Here is a 19,304-nt window from a genome sequence, read left to right as displayed (position 1 = left end):
CGCTTGTAAAATGAGAGGAGAATGGACTTGACTTACAACAACAACTATACCAAAGATGACATTTTACGCATTGCAAAAGAAGAAAATGTTCGGTTCATTCGCTTGCAATTTACTGACTTGATGGGAAGCATCAAGAACGTGGAGATTCCTTTCAGCCAGCTTGAAAAAGCGTTGGACAACAAAATGATGTTTGACGGTTCTTCCATTGAAGGGTATGTCCGTATCGAAGAGTCAGACATGTACCTGTATCCTGATTTGGATACATGGGTCATCTTCCCATGGGTAACGGAAAGCAAAGTAGCCCGCTTGATCTGCGATATCTATTTGCCAGATGGCCGACCATTCCCCGGAGATCCGCGTGCTATCTTGAAAAATGCTTTGAAGCAAGCGGAAGAAATGGGCTATACGGCGATGAACGTAGGTCCTGAACCTGAGTTTTTCCTGTTCAAAACCGATGAAAAAGGCAATCCGACAACGGAGCTTAACGACCAAGGCGGATACTTTGATTTGGCACCTATGGACCTTGGTGAAAACTGCCGTCGCGATATCGTGCTAACACTTGAGGAAATGGGCTTTGAAATCGAAGCTTCCCACCATGAAGTGGCGCCGGGTCAGCATGAAATCGACTTTAAATACGCAGATGCGATTAAAGCGGCTGATCAAATCCAAACGTTCAAACTCGTTGTCAAAACCGTTGCGAGACAGCATGGCTTGCATGCTTCCTTTATGCCTAAACCATTGTTTGGTATGAACGGTTCCGGTATGCACTGTCACCAATCTTTATTCAAAGGTGATGTAAACGCGTTCTACGAAGAGTCTGATAAGTTAGGTTTAAGTAATGTTGCAAGACATTATATGGCAGGTGTATTACGCCATGCTAGATCCTTCGCGGCAATTACGAACCCTACTGTTAACTCATATAAACGTCTTGTTCCAGGTTATGAAGCGCCTTGTTACGTAGCATGGTCCGCGAGCAACCGCAGCCCGATGATTCGTATCCCGGCTTCCCGCGGTTTGAGCACGCGTGTGGAAGTCCGTAACCCTGATCCGGCTGCGAACCCGTACCTGGCACTTGCTGTCATGCTTGCCGCAGGTCTGGATGGCATTAAAAACAAAATGCAGCTTCCACCTCCAACCGATCGCAACATCTATGTTATGACGGATGAGGAAAGAGAAAGCCAAGGCATACCAAGCTTGCCTCTGAATTTGAAAAATGCCTTGGACGAATTGCTGCGTGACGATGTGATCTGTGATACACTTGGGGAACACGCTTTAGCTCACTTCTATGAGCTTAAAGAAATCGAGTGGGATATGTACCGCACGCAAGTTCACCAATGGGAAAGAGATCAATATCTGTCCCTGTACTAGGATGATCAGAAGCGTTTAAACAACTAGATACGAAAGCCCGTCAGTTATTCAGGTGTTTCCTGAACTGATGGGCTTTTTCATGCGAAGGAGAAGACAAGCGACATGGATAACTTTATAACGAACTTGGAAAAGTATGCCGAATTGGTAGTGAAAATCGGGGTAAATTTGACCAAAGGTCAAGACCTTATGATCGAGTCACCGATGGAATGCCTGGAATTGACCCGGCTCATTGTAAAGAAAGCTTATGAGGCAGGGGCTAACTTTGTGCAAGTCAATTGGCAGGATGACGTCATTACACGGAGTCGATTGGAATCGGCTCATGAAGACGCGCTAGACTATTATCCAAAATGGCATACGGATATGCTGGAACGTTTTGTTGAGAATGGTGGAGCGCTGCTGAACATTAAAGTCCCAGATCCGGACCTTTACGCTGGAATTGATGCAAGTATCATATCGAGAGCTTCCAAAGCTATGGCAACTGCACGTTCAAAGTATCAGAAATATGTTAGAACGAGCACATTCAGCTGGTGCTTAATCAAGGCTCCGACCGTTGCTTGGGCTTCTAAGGTGTACGCGGATCTTCCTGAAGATGAGCGGGTAGATGCAATGTGGGATGTCATTTTCCGGTTCAATCGCGTGTACGAAAATGACCCGGTGAGCGCATGGAGAGTACATATCGAGCAGTTGAAACGCGTACGCAAAGTGTTGAACGAGAAACAATATGCAGCACTTCAATATCGGGCGGAGGGCACCGATTTGCTTGTGGAGCTGCCTGAGGGCCATATTTGGCTCGGCGGGGATAAGGCGAACGCAAGTGGGATTCGTTTTGTTGCGAATATGCCGACGGAGGAAGTCTTTACGATGCCGAAACGGACAGGCGTTCACGGCACGGTGGCCAGTACGAAGCCGCTGAATGTGAATGGGGCGTTAGTTGATAATTTTTCATTCAGGTTCGAGGATGGAAAAGTGGTGGAGTATAAGGCTGAAGTAGGATATGAGCATTTGGCAAGGTTATTGGAAATGGATGAGGGTGCACGTTACTTAGGTGAAGTCGCGCTAGTACCTTATGATTCGCCGATCTCCAATATGAATCGAATTTTTTATAATACGGGTATTGATGAGAATGCCTCCTGCCATCTTGCTTTAGGCAGCTGCTACCCGATAAATATTGAAGATGGCGCTTCGTTGTCCAACGAAGAGTTGAAAGCGCGAGGCGGAAACACGAGCTTAATTCATGTGGATTTCATGATCGGGACGGCTGATCTAGAGATTGACGGTGTGCTGCAGGATGGTACGTTGGAGCCTATTTTCCGTAAAGGAAATTGGGCGCTGGCTTTTTAGTGCCGGCTGAAAAAATTGAGCTTAATAGGTAAACTAAAAAGAACCGAAGGACGGATCGTCCTCTCGGTTCTTTCGTTTTACCTATTACATATCCCGGAACAAACCAATGACACGACCAAGAATGGTTACGTTTTTCAACAAAAGCGGCTTTAAAGCGGAGTTTTCCGGTTGCAGACGGATATGATCCTTCTCTTTATAGAACCGTTTTACCGTAGCTTCATCATCTTCCGTCATTGCGACAACAATGTCTCCGTTATTCGCCGTTTGCTGCTGTTTAACGATGACATAATCTCCGTTATGAATACCGGCTTCGATCATACTGTCACCCAAAACGCTGAGCATAAACACGTTGTTATCTCCGACCATACTGACAGGAAGAGGGAAGTAGTCTTCAATGTTCTCTGTTGCCGTAATCGGTACCCCAGCGGTTACTTTACCTACGAGCGGAACGCGCGCAACGGAGACTGCGAAATGAGTTTCAGCACCGTCCAAGCCTAAAATTTCGATAGCACGAGGCTTTGTAGGGTCTCGACGAATTAACCCTTTCTTCTCAAGACGCTCCAAATGCCCGTGAACGGTTGAACTGGAGGCTAGTCCAACTGCCTCGCCGATTTCGCGTACGGAAGGCGGGTAACCCTTATCTTTCACTTCGTTCTTAATGTATTCCAAAATAGCTTGTTGACGCTGCGAAATCTTACTCAATAGTTATCACTCCAATACTGGGAATCATTACCCAAAGTATAACATAGAACCCGAGTTCGTACAAACATAAGTTCGAGAAAAACCGTTGACTCAAACATGTGTTCGTGTTATTCTGAAAACAGAACAAATGTTTGGGGGATGATATTCATGTACATGACTTACTCACACACTAACAATTCAAGATCACTTCATAGATCAACGGCTGCATCCAAAGGGATGACATCCAATTCGCATTATACGAAGGCGTTTTTCCGATTTCTTATCATAGCTGTAATATTAGGAACCGTGTTTTTTTTCGGTGCGATGGTTCAAGCATATGCGGCTTCATCGTCTCCAGCGAGTACCAATGTGTCTGCTCACACGGCCTCTAAGGCTGTCCACGAACAAGTCGTAATTCAAGCGGGAGACACGCTGTGGGACATTGCAGCTGCTCACAAGAAGAATGGAGAGAACACGCGTTCTTATGTGGACAAAATTAGGACGAAGAATCATTTAACAACCAGTTCCTTAAAAGAAGGACAGGTTTTATTGCTTCCCTAATGCGACATACATACCGAATAACGTAGACATTGTGAGGCTAGGAGACGTTCCTATGCCTCTTTTTGCCGTTTTCTTGACAATCTACTAGAGGGATGGCAAAGTAATACTCATATTGAATTTTTGAACTGGAGGATCATTATGAGTGACAGTATGGAGAAGAACATCGAGCGTATTAATGAGCTTGCTCGCAAAGCTAAAACCGTTGGTTTAACGGATGCGGAAATCGATGAACGCAATGAATTAAGAAAAAAATATATTGAGGCTTTCCGAGGCAATCTTAAAGTTCAGCTTGATTCCATCAAGTTTACGGACGAAGAGTAGTTGCTTATTCACATAGAAACAACATTCAAAGGGGAAATGAATGATGACGTTGAAGGCTGTACTTTTTGATTTAGACGATACGCTGCTTTGGGACGACCGCAGTGTACAAGAAGCTTTTGAGGCGACTTGTGCTGAAGCAGCACGACAAGTGACGGTGAATCCGGAAGAATTGGAAGCCGCTGTACGTAAGGAAGCTCGTGCTTTATACGAATCTTATGAACCGTTTCCGTTTACGAAAATGATTGGCATTAATCCGTTTGAAGGACTTTGGGCCAATTTTACGCAAGGTGAGAATGAGAATTTCCGCAAGTTGGAGAAATTAGCGCCTGGCTACCGTACAGAATCGTGGACTCGCGGACTTCGCGCGCTTGGAATTGAAAATCCGGAGCTAGGGTACAAGCTTGGTGAGCTTTTCCCTGCTGAACGCCGTAAGCGTCCTTTCGTATATGAAGAAACGTTCCGTGTTCTAGATACCTTGAAAGGCAGCTATAAGCTTCTCCTTCTGACGAACGGCTCGCCGGATCTGCAAAAAGAAAAATTAGCTGGCGTTCCTTCTATCACGTCTTATTTTGACCATATCGTCATTTCTGGTGAATTTGGTGTAGGTAAACCGGATGTTTCGATTTTCCAACATGCTTTAGAACTTTTGGGAATTCGTGCGGAAGAAGGAATCATGATCGGTGATAAATTGACAACGGATATTCTTGGTTCCGGACGTGTAGGGATGCGCAATATTTGGATTAATCATCATGGGCTGCAAAGCGGAGACGAGATTGTTCCTGCCTTCGAAGTGTCTCGCTTGCAAGAAATTTTACCTATTATCGCAAATGCTTAATACGGCATAATGAAAAGCCCAACGGCTGTTAGGACAAGTAGTCCAGCGCTGTTGGGCTTTTGTTTAATAGGATTACTTAAGCTTTGGAGAAAGAAGGGTCTTCCACGTTGTAAGCTACCCATCCATCTTTCTCGATGAAAAGACGAACGGCGACGATTTGGCGATTATCCATCAATGTGAAGAAGTGGTTGGTGTTCTCAGGAACCGAGATCACATCGCCTGGCTCAAGTTCAACATCGTAGTAGCCGAGTTCTTCGGATTTAATAATGAAAATGCCTTTGCCGGAAACAATTGCGCGAATTTCATCTTCCGTATGCGTATGAACTTGCTCAAATTTCTTAAGCAGTTCTTCAATATTCGGAGTTGCGTCGGAGAGGGAGATGACATCCCAAATTTCGTAACCGCGTCTAGCTGCTAAATCACGGATTTCCGATTCATAAGTGCTAATAATCTGTGCTTTCTCTTCATCATTGAGCACGAATTTCTCGCGAAGCGCTTCAGGAAGCTTATTCGCATCCCAGTGTTCATAAACGACTTCTTGGCTATCTAAGAAGGCTTTGACCTGATCTTCGCCTTCAATTCTTTCGTTGGTGTTGCGAATTCTAATTTGAGCCATGCAGCATCCCTCTTTCTAAGTAAATATACTTGTATTATAGTGGAAATGGTTAACGCTGTCGATGGAAGAACATAAGATTATCCGATAAAGCCTATAGGTATTAATGATAATTCATATTCTTTTCATAGAAGCCTTATTCTGTTACACTAAATCTTAACATAATTTGTCGATTTTTAATTTTGTATCGCTTTAGGATAAGTTGAAAGGGAGTCATTTCATGTCTAAACCACCGATTCAAGAGCAGCTAAAGAAAAAGATCATGATCCTCGATGGCGCCATGGGCACGATGATTCAGCAGGAGAACTTAACTGCTGAAGATTTCGGAGGCGATGATTTAGATGGCTGTAATGAAATTCTATGCGTAACACGCCCGGATGTGATTCGTAAGATTCATGAAGCTTATTTCGCCGCAGGCGCGGATATGATAGAAACGAATACGTTCGGAACAACAAGCGTCGTACTTGCCGAATATGATTTGCAGGACCGTCATCGGGAATTGAATCTTGCCGCAGCTAAGCTCGCTATCGAAGCAGCTAACAAATATTCGACACCGGAGTGGCCGCGATATGTCGTAGGTGCCATGGGTCCAACGACCAAAACATTATCGGTAACTGGCGGGGTTACGTTCGATCAGCTTGAGGAAAGCTACTACCAGCAAGCGTTAGCCTTGAGTGAAGCAGGGGTAGATGCCATCCTTTTAGAAACTTCCCAAGATACGCTGAATGTGAAAGCCGGAAGCATTGGTATTCGCAGAGCCTTTGAGACGTTGGGCTTTGAGCTTCCTATTATGATTTCGGGAACGATTGAACCGATGGGAACAACCCTTGCAGGGCAAAATATCGAATCGTTCTATATTTCACTTGAACATTTGAAGCCAATTTCTATGGGACTGAACTGTGCGACAGGTCCTGAATTCATGAGGGATCATATTCGGACGCTGTCGGATATTGCGGAAACAGCGATCAGTTGTTATCCGAATGCCGGTTTGCCTGACGAGAATGGTCATTACCATGAATCGCCTGAATCATTAGCCAAGAAAATGGCCGGATTTGCAGAGCAAGGTTGGCTCAATATTGCCGGAGGCTGCTGCGGAACGACGCCAGAGCACATTCGTGCCATGGCTGACACGCTAAGTCAGTTTAAACCTAGAACGGAATATGGCTCCCATTTACCTGCTGTCTCTGGGATTGAAACCTTATTTATCGAGCCTGAAAACCGTCCAATCATGGTCGGTGAACGAACGAATATTTCGGGATCGCGTAAATTCAAACGCCTGATTAAAGAAGGCAAATTTGAAGAGGGCTCAGAGATTGCACGTAATCAAGTGAAGAACGGTGCGCATGTCATCGATATCAATTTGCAGGATACGGACATCGATGAAGCTTACGCGATAGAAGAATTTATGCAGCAGGTCGTCAAAAAGGTGAAAGTGCCCTTGATGATTGACTCTACGTACGACCACATTATTGAGCTTGGTCTTAAGTACTCGCAAGGTAAAGCGATTATTAACTCCATCAACCTGGAGGATGGCGAGACGAAATTCGCCGGAATTTTGCCTCTTATTCATCGATATGGCGCTGCTGTTGTTTGTATTCTTATTGATGAGCGCGGGCAGGCCGTCACCCGTGAAGCGAAGATTGAAGTGGCAACTCGGGCATACGAACTGCTTACGGAGAAGTACGGGATGAATCCTGAGGATATCATTTTTGACCCGAATATGTTCCCTGTAGGATCAGGCGATCCTCAGTACATTGGTTCCGCTGTGGAAACGATCGAAGGGATTAAGCTGATTAAAGAAAAGTATCCAAGAGCTAAAACCATTCTCGGTTTAAGTAATATTTCTTTCGGCTTACCGGATGCCGGTCGTGAAGTGCTGAACTCGGTTTATTTGTACCATTGTACGAAAGCGGGTCTCGATTATGCGATTGTGAATACAGAGAAGTTGGAGCGTTATGCCTCTATTTCGGAGGAAGAGCGTCAACTGGCTGAGGAACTGATTTACAATACGACTGATGAGACGCTGGCGAATTTCGTCGCTCATTTCCGTGAGAAGAAGGTTGAGAAGAAAGAGAAGATCTCCAATCTGTCTCTAGAAGAAAGACTGGGCTCTTATGTGGTCGAAGGGACGAAGGAAGGGCTGATTCCAGATTTGGAAATTGCCTTACAAACCTATTCGCCGCTAGAAGTCATTAATGGTCCGCTCATGAAAGGGATGGAGGAAGTTGGCCGCCTTTTCAATAACAATGAATTGATTGTTGCGGAAGTACTGCAAAGTGCCGAGGTTATGAAGGCTTCTGTAAGTTATTTGGAACCTTTTATGGAGAAGTCGGAAACTGCTGTCAAAGGCAAAATCATTTTGGCTACCGTGAAAGGCGACGTGCACGATATCGGAAAAAACCTGGTCGAAATTATTCTTTCGAACAATGGCTATAAGATTGTCAACCTTGGGATCAAAGTACCGCCGGAGCAAATTATTGAAGCTTACCGCAGAGAAAAAGCGGACGCGATCGGATTATCCGGATTGCTGGTTAAATCCGCTCAGCAAATGGTTATAACCGCGCAGGATTTACGTACGGCAGGTGTGGATGTGCCCATTCTTGTGGGCGGCGCCGCGCTGACACGCAAGTTCACAAAAACGCGTATTCAACCCGAGTATGAAGGCGTAGTGCTGTATGCGAAGGACGCAATGGACGGTTTGGATATTGCCAACAAATTAAGCGATCCAGATCAACGTAAACGTCTCATTCAAGAACTCCGAGAGAGTCTGGAGTCCGATGTCATGGATACTGGGAAGAAGGAAGAGAAGCTGCCGCAGCTTACTCGCGTGAGTTCGTCTGCTGTGTCCAAAGATCTGCCTGTTCAAGTGCCTCAGGATACGGAACGTCATATTATGAGGGATTACCCGATTAGCCATCTCATGCCGTACGTCAACATGCAGATGCTGTTAGGTCATCATCTCGGACTTAAAGGGAAAGTTGAGCAATTGCTGAATGATAAGGATCCGAAAGCTCTTCAACTGAAAGATACGGTTGACTCCATTCTCTATGCAGCACAAAATAACGGAATCATTAAAGCGCATGGCATGTACCGCTTCTTCCCGGCGCAATCAAGCGGAAATGATGTTATCGTGTATGACCCGCAGGATCACAGCAAAGTTCTTGAGACCTTCACATTCCCGCGCCAAGACAAAGAGCCGTATTTGTGCCTTGCTGACTATCTGAAGTCCGTGGAGAGCGGACAAATGGATTATGTAGGCTTCTTGCTTGTAACTGCAGGGCATGATATTAATGAGTTGGCTAGGGAATGGCGCGATAAGGGCGATTACTTGAAATCTCATGCTCTTCAAGCGACAGCTTTGGAAGTGGCGGAAGGTTTCGCGGAACGCATCCACCATATTATGCGGGACGTTTGGGGCATCGCGGATCGGGTTGATATGACGATGCAAGAGAGATTCGGAGCCAAATACACTGGACAGCGCTTCTCCTTCGGCTATCCGGCGTGTCCTAATCTCGAGGATCAAGCGAAGTTGTTTAGCCTTCTGAAACCCGAAGATATCGGCGTAGAGCTGACTGAGTCGTTCATGATGGAACCTGAAGCATCGGTTTCCGCCATTGTGTTCGCTCACAAAGAAGCACGCTATTTCAACGTAGGCTAAGAAAGTCTAAGCATAAAGCGAGGGAGCTTGCACGAACAACCATGTTCGGCAGCGTCCTCGCTTTCCGTGCTACCACCAGCGATTTTCAGATAGATTGGAGTATAGAACGTGGAACTTTATTTTTTGGGCACGGGGGCAGGTATGCCTTCCAAACAACGCAATGTGACATCGATTGCGCTTAACTTGCTGGATGAACGGGGAACTTACTGGTTATTTGACTGCGGGGAAGGTACCCAGCAGCAAATACTGAACTCTCCTGTGAAGCTCGGGCGCACTGAGATGTTGTTCATCACACATTTACACGGGGATCATTTGTATGGATTGCCAGGCTTGCTGACAAGCCGTTCTTATTTAGGTGGCGATACACCGCTTACCATGTTTGGACCACCAGGACTTAAACGATTTGTTGAAACGGCTCTGGAGGTTAGCGGCGCACATTTGACTTATACGCTGAAGATTGTGGAGCTCGAGGAAGAAGGACTTATTTTCGAAGACGAAACTTTCTTGGTCGAAACGGCGCGTCTGGAGCATCGTATCGAGTGTTTCGGATATCGAATCGTGGAGAAGGATCAGCCTGGAAAGCTGATGCATGATAAGCTGTCGGCGCTTGGCATTCCCGCTGGACCGATTTATGGGAAGCTAAAACAAGGGCAAACGGTTGTGCTGGAGGATGGACGTACGCTTCATGGAGCCGATTTCCTGGGTGCGCCGATTCCCGGACGCATTGTCGTTATTCTAGGCGATACCCGCTATTGCAGCGGAGCTCAGCTTTTGGCTCGCGGCGCCGATGTGCTTGTTCATGAGGCGACTTTTGCTATGGACAAGCAGGAGCTAGCCTATTCCTTTGACCATGCGACATCTACGGATGCAGCGCGGATTGCGCAGGAAGCAGGCGCGAATGCGCTGATAATGACGCACATTAGCTCGCGGTATCAAGGGGACGCTGTACTTGAGCTCCTGCAAGAGGCGCAGCATCACCACAGCAATAGCCATATTGCGAAGGATTTCTGGAGTTTTGAAGTGCCGCGCAAAGGGTGATATAAGAAGAAGCCTCTTCCAATATTGGAAGAGGCTTCTTAGGTTTAACTGTTTTGTTCGTCTTTTTTCTCTTCGATGAAACCGCTGATGCTCTGTTTGCGGCGTTGATTCTTGGCTTCAATGCTTTGTTTTTCTTCAGAAGTTATTTCATCTGCGTGTTCATCTAAATAATCTTCAGCTTCATGCAGGTTGGCTATTGTATGATCGATAGCATTTTGCAAACGCGCCGGATTATTTTCCCGATTATCTGGTTTTGCCATAGTCGTGTTTCTCCTCCTTTTTAATATCTTGGTGATCCTGTTTTACAATTCCACATTGTTACGAACTTTATTCCTTTCCAGACAGTCATTTTCGCTATTTTTTCTCATACACTATCCAAAAAGGTGCGTAAAAACTGAGGTGAAGCAATGGGGATAGCGTGGGCAGAAATTCTGCTTTCTATGTTTATGTCTTCAATTTTTTATGTTATGTTAAAGGAAATAAGAAATGCTTATAAAGACTCCGGATGAGGCTGTTTTGAGCAGAAAAGGAGAAGTCATGCTTGGTTTTGCTATATTGCTAGGTTTTAATTTCATAGGGTACGTGATCCAAATGGGCCTGCACCTGCCGCTACCTGGCAACGTGATCGGGCTCATGCTTTTTACAGCAGCTTTGTTTGCTAAGCTCGTTAAATTGGAATGGGTGGAAGAAGCGTCGTCGCTGCTGACAAGGCATATGATGCTATTTTTTATTCCTTATACGGTTGGTATCCTCTTGTTCCTTCCCATCATTGGAGCGAATTTGGTAGCGATCTGCGGTGGAATTGTCGGTGCGACAGCGGTCGTTCTAATCGTAACAGGTTGGATTTCCTCTAAGCTAGGTAAGGAAGGGGAAAAATATGGCGGATAGCATGCTGCAGCATCCAATATTTGGTTTAACGCTTAGTGTTCTGATTTATGCATTTGCCAATGTCATCTATCAGCGGTGGCGGTTCATGCATCCATTATTTGTGTGTACAGGACTTATTATTCTTATTTTGGTAAGTTTCCGGATTCCTTTTGAGGATTTTAAACGAGGGGCGGATGTGCTGACTCTTTTGCTTGGGCCTGCCACTGTCGCGTTAGGTGTCCCGCTATATAAATACAGAGCATTAATTCGATCCAATATGAAAAGGGTCATGGTAAGCGTACTAGCAGGTTCTATTACCGGCATAGCGTCGAGTGCAGCTATTGTGGGACTTTTAGGCGGAAGTCAATCGATTATCCTTAGCATGCTGCCAAAATCGGTTAGCTCGCCGATTTCGATTGAAATCGCCACGCGATTGGGTGCGATTCCTGAACTAACTGCGGTTTTGACGACGATGACAGGGCTGTTTGGCAGTATGTTTGGCACACAGATTTTGAACTGGTTGAAGATTAACGACAATATCTCTATCGGGATTGCTTTAGGGACGGCTGCGCATGGGATTGGGACGGCTAAAGTCGTTAAAGATTCCGAGCAACAGGGCGGTTTTGCCGGATTATCTATGGCGCTTTGCGGCATTATGACATCCATTTTATTTATACCCATCTATTTTTGGCTAAAATAAGAGGCGTAGACGAACAGAGTTCATGATTAATGGACTCTGTTTTTTTGTGCCTAAATGCGAAAAACGGGCATTTGCCGTATAGAACATGGCCTGTTTTTTTGTCATTATCAAAATATTACAAAAGCTTAACAACACGAAAACGGCCCCATAATAAACCTCTGCTACCATGAAATTGTGAGAATCCAGTGGAAAGGCGTGAGGAGTATGAATGGACCACTTCTGAATACAGCGCCCCAGCCGGCCAAACTTTCGGTCAGGCTTGCAAGCAGCGCAAATGAGATTGAGCAAGCCATGAGACTCAGGTATCAAGTGTTCGCCCAAGAAGAGAAAAATATGCGAATGCTCAATGAGGATGGAATTGAAAAAGACGTCTATGATGCATACTGTGATCATCTCATTGTGACTGATTTGGACACTGACCAGGTCGTGGGTACTTATCGTTTGCTTCCTGGAGATCGCGCACTGAGCGGCATTGGCTTTTACTCAGAAACCGAATTTAATCTAGCGTCTTATGCCGAGTATAAAAAACAGACGCTTGAACTAGGGCGCAGCTGCATTGCACCGGAATATCGCGGCGGTAAAGCGATCCAGCTTCTATGGGAAGGAATTGCCGGTTATATTACTGAGCGGAATTATACCCATCTCATCGGCTGCGCTAGCGTGCATTTTAGCAATTTGGAGGATTTAAATCTCATCTATACGATGCTTCTTCAGAAGCAGGTGATAACGGACCGCTATGGCATTGAACCACTCGCTACACACCGCATACCCGGCCTTAGCCGATTAGATATGGACTGCAATGAAAAGGAAGTGTTTCGCAAGCTTCCCCCACTGATGAAAGGTTACCAATGGCTAGGGGCAGAAATTGGCGGAGATCCGGCGTATGATGAGCTGTTCGGGACCATCGATTTTTTCATTGTTTTAGAAAAAGAGCGGGTCACCAGGCGGTATAAACGTCATTTCCTAACAACCTAGACAGGGAGGATTTGTTTTGTACGATTGGATCGCCCGACTAACTTCTAATGAGCAAAAGCTTGCTCGTATCGAACATACTCTCGGATTTGTTCCGCTTTGGCTGCTGAAGGCGGTTTGTGATTTCGTTTCCTTTGCAGGTTATGGCGCTTTGCGAAATCGCTTTCTGAGACGTGTAGAACATAATATCGCTGATTTGCTTGTAGACATGCCAAAACGAGCAATGAACACCATATTAAGAAATTATGTGAAAAATATCGTCTACACGCTTTTTGAAATTCTGTTCTTAACCAATCGTTTGAAAAAGCTGCAAGCACATCAATTCGATGTGCAAGGTGAGGAGCATCTTGAAGAAGCTCAGAACCGCTCGAAGGAGAAGGGGTTTATCGTGTATTCGCCACACGTTGGCAACTTTTTTTACTACTATTGGTATTTGACTCGGAAATTTGATTGTATGACGGTAGCCTCGGCGGGAAGCCCAGAGCTTAGACCGCTTTATATGAAATTTGCTGCCATGGGTTGTAAGGGGCTGGATTATGACAGCGTACCTCCTCTGGAGCTGTATCGGACATTAAAGAAGCACTTGCAGGGAGGCGGGGTCGTCTTTTTGCTCGGAGATTTCTGGCGTGCTTCGTTTCCTAAGTCCCGGTTCTTCGGAAGATTGACTCGCACGCCGGAAGGTGCGGCGATGCTGGCGCTGGAGCTTCGAATTCCTATCGTACCGTTCTACGGGCATCGTGTCCGCGGGTTTAACCATAGGCTTGTTTTTGGTTCACCTGTTGATCTTCACGTTGAGCATTCAGGACGTATTGCGAGAGCCGAGTCGAATCTGCTGCTAAATGGATTTATGGAGAAGGTCATTCGAGAGCAGCCGGACTCATGGTTCTATTGGTTCAATGTACATGAACGGTGGGAGGAATCCCAGTTGGCAAATGCCGATCAAACAACATCATCAGAAGCGGGATAACACACACATAAGACAAAGGACTGGTGATTGACACATGGACACAGGAAGCCACTTATTGTTCGGCGTCACCTTAGCAGGACTTGCATGCTTGGAGCCTGTTGTATCGCAAGATCCGAATTTGACTCACGCCATTCTAGCCGGGACGCTCATCGGATCGCATGCCCCTGATTTTGATACGTTAGCAAGAGTCAAAGGGTATACGAATTATTTGCGTGTTCATCGGGGAATTACTCATTCTTTGCCGGCATTATTCGTTTGGCCGATTCTGCTCAGTTTGCCGCTTGCCGCCATCTTTGGCGTCTGGGATCATTTGTTCAGCTTGTATGTGTGGACTTTTATCGCCGTTGTTTTCCATGTGTTTTTGGATTTGTTTAACGTTTATGGCGTGCAATGCTTCCGTCCTTTTTCCACGAAATGGCACCATCTCGATACCCTCTGCCTCTACGAGCCTTTCTTATTTGCTTTGCATACGATGGGCGCGCTGATTTGGATATTCGTATGGCACGGCAGCGGGGGACTTCATATCGGTGAAATGTTTGCGCTGATTTATGCGGCCACCTTTCTCTACATTGCCATCAGAAGCGAACAACGCAAACGATTTATGAAGCTCGTCAAAAGAGAGCTGAAATTGGAAGATGGGATCTGTCACCTCATTCCCAGTCTTAGCTGGTTCCGCTGGCAATTCGTCATTGAGAGCGAAACGCAGTTTTACTTGGGGGAAATTCGGGATGGCGCTGTTGTGACCCAAGTCGAGTATAGTAAAATTGACTATAATCAGGAACAGTCCCACCCCATTGTGAAGGCTACAATGGCCACGGATGGCGTTCGCGCCTTCTTACACTTCGCGCAGCGTATCCATGTGTGTTGGACCGAGAAAACGGACGGCTACGAAGTGCAGTGGCGCGACGTCCGTTTCTGGCATCAACGTAAACTGCCTTTCGGTGTAAACGTCCAGCTGGATCGTGAAATGAACGTCGTCAGCGACAAGCTGGGTTGGGATAAAAAGGCGTGGGACCCGCCGTATGTATAAGGTTACAAAGCCTCCTATGTGAGGAAGAGAAAAAGCCCCTGTTTTGTTGCTTAAAGCAGCAAAACAGGGGCTTTGTTTGTGAAAAGATCGATATAGGTTCAAAGTAGGATGTTATTGTCGATATTTGTTGGATTATAAAATGTAATTTCATAGTAATGCTTGATTAAGAAACGCAATGGATGGTATTATTAGGTATAAAGTCCTATGTTGAACGATGAATTATTATTAAAGGGGTAAAAAACATGAATATTCTAATAACCGGTGGAGCAGGGTTTATTGCCTCACATATTGCAGATGCATGTATTGAGTTAGGGCATCGAGTAGCCATTGTTGATAATATGTGCACAGGTCATTATGAATATGTTCATCCCCATGCTGAGTTTCACAAGTTGGATATTGCAGATGCGCAATTAACCGCTGTTTTTGAAGCTTTTCATCCTGAGGTCGTGATTCATCATGCTGCACAGATTGATGTACGCTCCTCTATCAGCAATCCGTTGTTAGACGCGGATGTGAATATTCTTGGATCTATACATTTACTCGAGTTATGTAAAAATTATGGAGTTCGTAAAATTATTTATGCATCTTCTGCGGCTGTGTACGGAAAGCCTATGGCTTTGGGGGTTTGTGAAGATCATCCGATTCGGCCGCTATCCGGATACGGAATTTCTAAACATACCGTAGAACACTATATAGATGTTTATGCTCACTTGTTTGGGTTGGATTATACGATTTTACGATACGCAAATGTATATGGTATTAGACAGGACCCCAAAGGGGAGGGCGGAGTTATTTCTATTTTTGTAGATAAGTGGCTCCGGAAGAATGTTCCTGTCATTTATGGGGACGGGGAGCAAACGAGAGACTTTATCTATGTGAAGGATATTGTAAGAGCCAACCTGTTAGCTTTAAATAAAGGAAGTCTTGCAATCGTTAACATTGGAACGGATAGTCAGACCAGCATTAACGAGCTCTCTCGAATAATGAATATCATATTTGATGATTTAATTGTTCCTACTTACCACAAGACAAGGCCAGGGGATATTGAACGCAGTTGTTTAAACAACCGTCTTGCTTTTAAAATGCTCGGGTGGCAGCCAAAGTATACCCTTTTACAGGGACTTGAGGAAGTATGTGGTTATTATAAAATGAATTATCCATTACCTTCTATTAATTCTATAAATTATTAATTTTTTTAAACAGGTTTCGACAAAAACATGAAGAAATAATAAAGATCAATATCATATAGTTGGGTGAAGGTAATGGATGAAAAACTTGTCGTCATGCTCTCTACCGAAGGGACATATCCCTTTCATCAGGGAGGCGTTAGCACTTGGTGTGATATTCTCATAAATAAATTAAAATCTGTTGACTATGTCATCTATAGTGTTATAATGGATCCTTTTGTGACGCAAAAGTTTAAGCTGCCTAGGGAAACGGAACTGGTCAAAATGCCTTTATGGGGGACCGAGGAGCCGAGTGAACACTTAAAAACCCCATTTTCCAAAGCTTACTTGGCCAAAAAGCGGACGAATGCAAAGACAGTTAAGGAATTGTTCATCCCGCTCTTTACGGATCTTATACAAGAAATTGTCAGCCTGGAAAAAAATCCAATACAGTTCGGACAGACTTTACTGGCGTTATATCGTTATTTTCAGGAATATGATTTTAAACAAAGCTTCAAAAATGAACTGACTTGGGATACTTATAAAAAAATTATTCGGGAGACGGTAGATAATCCTAAAAATCGTTTTGGACAGCCGGATATTTATTGCTTAATTCAGAGTATAGGATGGATTTATCGATTTTTTAATATCGTAAACACACCTGTGCCAAAAGCGCATGTTAGCCATGCGTCTGCTGCTGCTTTTTGCGGCATTCCTTGTGTAATTGCAAAATTGGAACACAACACTCCTTTTTTATTGACTGAACACGGCGTCTACTTAAGAGAACAATATTTATCACTTGCAAAACGCGATTATTCTTCCTTTCTAAATACTTTCCTAATACGTATGATTCATACTGTAACTAGCATGAATTATGCTTATGCGGATCAGGTCTCTCCGGTTTGTCATTACAATACACGTTGGGAACGTAAGTTTGATGTAAAACCTGAGAACATCGAAGTGATTTACAACGGGGTTGATCAGCGTATTTTTACGGAAGCTCCAAGTGTCAAAAATGGATCTTTGACCGTAGTGACTGTGGCGAGGATCGATCCGATAAAGGATATTTTGTCACTGATTCGTTCGGCTGATATTGTTCGCAAACAAATTCCTGACGTGAAATACGTCGTATATGGCTCCGTTTCTGTACCTGAGTATTATGAAGAGTGTTTGAAGCTTCGAGATCAACTCGGTCTGCAGCAAACTTTTACATTTGCGGGACATACGAGTAACATGGCGGCAGCATATCAAAGCGGTGATGTTATTGTTTTATCAAGTATTTCTGAGGCATTTCCTTATTCTGTCGTAGAAGCAATGATGACAGCCAAACCGGTTGTGGCAACAGATGTAGGTGGAATTAAGGAAGCACTGAGTAACACGGGGATTTTAGTCACGCCATTTGATGTAGAGGGACTTGCTGAAGGCACATTAAGGCTTCTTCAAAATCCAGAGTTGCGAGAAGCGATGGGTAAAGAGGGCAAAGAGAGGGCTCTTAACTTTTTTACATTGGATAAAGTGCTTGAATTACATTTGAAAAGTTATATCAAGTTAGCAGTTGGAGCTAAAGATATTGTGGACTCGAGGACAGTTGCAGAGGCTGCAGTAACCAATCAGACGCCAGGAATAGTCAAGTCTATTCCTGTTGTTGAACTGGAAGCATCTAATGATCGAGTGAAAATGAAGCTGTTTATGGAGAAAGGCTATGCTCTGCTTCTGAATGGATTTTACAGAGAGGCTATTGAACAATTCCGAAACGCGATTGCAGAGCATGAAGAATCAACTTCCACACCTGTTTTGCTGCTTGAAATCGCATTTGCCTATAAACAGCTTGGGGAACATGAGCAGGCCATAAACGAATTGGAAAAATATGAACTGCTTATGCAATATATCGAGTTGATTAAGCCTGCCTAAGCAAACGGAAAGAAGGGGGAGCTATGAGGGTAAGTCATCGAAGATCTTTGTTTGGATATAGTCTCAAAGAAGTAGAAAAGCAAGTTGCTGAAATGAGAACGCAGTATGAAAAGTTGAAAATGGAGCTGGAAGAAGAGCTCATGGAACTAAAGCAATCAAATCAAAGCATGTTTGAAGAGATTGCGTTTAGACAGCAAGAATTGGATGAACAGGCAGAATTGGAAAAGGAGCTTGAAGGGCTGCTCCACCAGACGCTTCGGGAGCAATCGAAGCAAATTTTTCCGAGGGAACAGCCCGTGCTTGAAAAGGAAATAAAAAAAGCAAATTAAAGGGGAGGTTAAGCGGATGGGAAAAGAATATCGGAAAACCGTGCCTCTGGGTCTTCAAAAAAAATCCGTTGATCTTTTTCTAAAGAAGCTACACGCTCTCCAAGAGAAAGAATTGCAAGAGTTAAGGGAGCAAGTGAATAACGCTAGCCGGGAGAACGTGCAATTAAGCGCACAGCTCAAAATCCTTCGAGATCGTCAACGGCAAAACAGAACAAAGGATTTGTTAGAGCATGCCGTTCAAAAAACGGATGAAACGGATTCAAATGTTAATTTAAATCCATTAGCTGAAGTTACTTTTGTAAAGCCGACATTGAAAGTGATTTCCTTGCCTAATAGAGAGTCTGTGGACAAGGTCATTGTTGATGAAGGGGAAATTGAAGAAGATAAGGATGAAGTAGAAGAAGTAGAAGTAGAAGAAAAAGTAGAAGTAGAAGTAGAAGCGCCTTCCGCTAGTGAAGAGCGTATCTCCGCGATTAACTATACTCCTACGCTAAAAGATCGTGAGGTAGAGCGTACTTCTAGCGGATTTTGGGGAGAAACAGATCACTATTTTGAGGACGAGTTCTTACTTGAATACGATGATTCAGTATCTTCTGCAGTTCTTTCTACTACAAGCCCGCTTCCGAAGTCCCAACCTGAGAAATCCACTCTTGTTCCAAATGAATCGAATTATAAAGAAGAAATTGCGGCAGGCTCACAAGCAACGGAAGAAGCAGCATCATTCGAGGAAAATATCGCTGATGAACCTGAAAACTCTGAAATCGGAATGATTAAGCAGAACTATATTGTAGGAAAGCTTGCCGGTGAAAATCTAATTGACCGACAGGGGCGCCTAATCGTAGCGAAGCAAGCTGTAATAACTGAAGATGTCATTCGACGCGCTCAACGTGAGGGCAAATTAGCCGAGTTGATTGTTAATATGACGATACCAGGATTAGGTGAGTAG

Annotated in this window: 19 protein-coding genes; 16 read left to right on the top strand and 3 right to left on the bottom strand. The window is 44.5% G+C overall.

What is annotated here, in order from left to right; all coding sequences use genetic code 11:
* Positions 1-27: 27 nt before the first annotated feature.
* Both glnA and J2Z65_RS04925 read left to right on the top strand, forming a co-directional pair.
* Positions 28-1,368 carry a type I glutamate--ammonia ligase gene (glnA, locus tag J2Z65_RS04930; RefSeq protein WP_240159526.1) on the top strand — a complete coding sequence of 447 codons (1,341 nt, stop codon included), beginning with the start codon at positions 28-30 and terminating at the stop codon, positions 1,366-1,368.
* 102 nt (positions 1,369-1,470) lie between these two features.
* Positions 1,471-2,709, top strand: a complete 1,239-nt coding sequence (locus J2Z65_RS04925) for an aminopeptidase (RefSeq protein WP_167054051.1) — start codon at positions 1,471-1,473, stop codon at positions 2,707-2,709.
* Between the two features lie 84 nt (positions 2,710-2,793).
* On the opposite strand, the gene lexA is transcribed toward J2Z65_RS04925, so the two are convergent.
* Entirely contained in the window at positions 2,794-3,411 is a 618-nt protein-coding gene (gene lexA / locus J2Z65_RS04920) for a transcriptional repressor LexA (protein ID WP_167054053.1), read from the bottom strand.
* A 147-nt stretch (positions 3,412-3,558) separates the two neighbouring features.
* On the opposite strand from lexA, the gene J2Z65_RS04915 reads away from it, so the two are divergent.
* From J2Z65_RS04915 to J2Z65_RS04905, 3 genes are all read left to right on the top strand, one after another.
* Entirely contained in the window at positions 3,559-3,951 is a 393-nt protein-coding gene (locus tag J2Z65_RS04915; RefSeq protein WP_167054055.1) for a LysM peptidoglycan-binding domain-containing protein, read from the top strand.
* A 138-nt stretch (positions 3,952-4,089) separates the two neighbouring features.
* Positions 4,090-4,272 (top strand): DUF896 domain-containing protein, encoded by a 183-nt coding sequence (locus J2Z65_RS04910; RefSeq protein ID WP_145655075.1) that lies wholly within the window; start codon positions 4,090-4,092, stop codon positions 4,270-4,272.
* A gap of 43 nt (positions 4,273-4,315) precedes the next feature.
* Positions 4,316-5,107 (top strand): HAD family hydrolase, encoded by a 792-nt coding sequence (locus J2Z65_RS04905; protein ID WP_167054451.1) that lies wholly within the window; start codon positions 4,316-4,318, stop codon positions 5,105-5,107.
* A gap of 76 nt (positions 5,108-5,183) precedes the next feature.
* Here the strand turns inward: J2Z65_RS04905 and J2Z65_RS04900 are convergent, their stop codons facing one another.
* Positions 5,184-5,723, bottom strand: a complete 540-nt coding sequence (locus J2Z65_RS04900; RefSeq protein WP_167054057.1) for a 1,2-dihydroxy-3-keto-5-methylthiopentene dioxygenase — start codon at positions 5,721-5,723, stop codon at positions 5,184-5,186.
* A gap of 217 nt (positions 5,724-5,940) precedes the next feature.
* Here J2Z65_RS04900 and metH point away from each other — a divergent pair, with 217 nt between their 5' ends.
* Both metH and rnz read left to right on the top strand, forming a co-directional pair.
* Positions 5,941-9,378 (top strand): methionine synthase, encoded by a 3,438-nt coding sequence (gene metH / locus J2Z65_RS04895; protein WP_167054059.1) that lies wholly within the window; start codon positions 5,941-5,943, stop codon positions 9,376-9,378.
* Between the two features lie 108 nt (positions 9,379-9,486).
* A complete protein-coding gene (gene rnz, locus J2Z65_RS04890; RefSeq protein ID WP_167054061.1) occupies positions 9,487-10,416 on the top strand; it encodes a ribonuclease Z in 930 nt (309 codons plus the stop codon).
* A gap of 44 nt (positions 10,417-10,460) precedes the next feature.
* Here rnz and tlp read toward each other — a convergent pair whose 3' ends face one another.
* Positions 10,461-10,676 carry a small acid-soluble spore protein Tlp gene (gene tlp, locus J2Z65_RS04885; protein WP_167054063.1) on the bottom strand — a complete coding sequence of 72 codons (216 nt, stop codon included), beginning with the start codon at positions 10,674-10,676 and terminating at the stop codon, positions 10,461-10,463.
* A gap of 226 nt (positions 10,677-10,902) precedes the next feature.
* Between tlp and J2Z65_RS04880 the strand changes: the two genes are divergently transcribed.
* The 9 genes from J2Z65_RS04880 to J2Z65_RS04840 all read left to right on the top strand — a co-directional run bounded on the left by J2Z65_RS04880 (position 10,903) and on the right by J2Z65_RS04840 (position 19,304).
* Positions 10,903-11,304: a CidA/LrgA family protein gene (locus tag J2Z65_RS04880; RefSeq protein WP_240159527.1), complete on the top strand. Its 402-nt coding sequence runs from the start codon at positions 10,903-10,905 to the stop codon at positions 11,302-11,304.
* Positions 11,294-11,983, top strand: a complete 690-nt coding sequence (locus J2Z65_RS04875) for an LrgB family protein (protein ID WP_167054065.1) — start codon at positions 11,294-11,296, stop codon at positions 11,981-11,983. Before J2Z65_RS04880 ends, J2Z65_RS04875 begins: the two co-directional genes overlap by 11 nt.
* Positions 11,984-12,187: 204 nt before the next feature.
* On the top strand, positions 12,188-12,958 hold the full coding sequence (locus tag J2Z65_RS04870) for a GNAT family N-acetyltransferase (RefSeq protein WP_167054067.1): 771 nt from the start codon (positions 12,188-12,190) through the stop codon (positions 12,956-12,958).
* 16 nt (positions 12,959-12,974) lie between these two features.
* On the top strand, positions 12,975-13,922 hold the full coding sequence (locus J2Z65_RS04865) for a lysophospholipid acyltransferase family protein (RefSeq protein WP_167054069.1): 948 nt from the start codon (positions 12,975-12,977) through the stop codon (positions 13,920-13,922).
* Positions 13,923-13,956: 34 nt separating this feature from the next.
* Positions 13,957-14,952 (top strand): metal-dependent hydrolase, encoded by a 996-nt coding sequence (locus J2Z65_RS04860; protein ID WP_167054071.1) that lies wholly within the window; start codon positions 13,957-13,959, stop codon positions 14,950-14,952.
* Positions 14,953-15,194: 242 nt separating this feature from the next.
* Positions 15,195-16,142: an NAD-dependent epimerase/dehydratase family protein gene (locus J2Z65_RS04855; RefSeq protein WP_167054073.1), complete on the top strand. Its 948-nt coding sequence runs from the start codon at positions 15,195-15,197 to the stop codon at positions 16,140-16,142.
* 72 nt (positions 16,143-16,214) lie between these two features.
* Entirely contained in the window at positions 16,215-18,029 is a 1,815-nt protein-coding gene (pelF, locus tag J2Z65_RS04850; protein ID WP_209855780.1) for a GT4 family glycosyltransferase PelF, read from the top strand.
* Positions 18,030-18,052: 23 nt separating this feature from the next.
* A complete protein-coding gene (locus J2Z65_RS04845) occupies positions 18,053-18,358 on the top strand; it encodes a hypothetical protein (protein ID WP_167054079.1) in 306 nt (101 codons plus the stop codon).
* 16 nt (positions 18,359-18,374) lie between these two features.
* Positions 18,375-19,304, top strand: a complete 930-nt coding sequence (locus J2Z65_RS04840) for a hypothetical protein (RefSeq protein ID WP_167054080.1) — start codon at positions 18,375-18,377, stop codon at positions 19,302-19,304.

The organism is Paenibacillus aceris (genome assembly GCF_017874035.1).
Classification (GTDB): Bacteria; Bacillota; Bacilli; order Paenibacillales; family NBRC-103111; genus Paenibacillus_E; species Paenibacillus_E aceris.
Note: the sequence above shows the minus strand (reverse complement) of the source record. Positions and strands in the feature narration are given on the sequence as shown.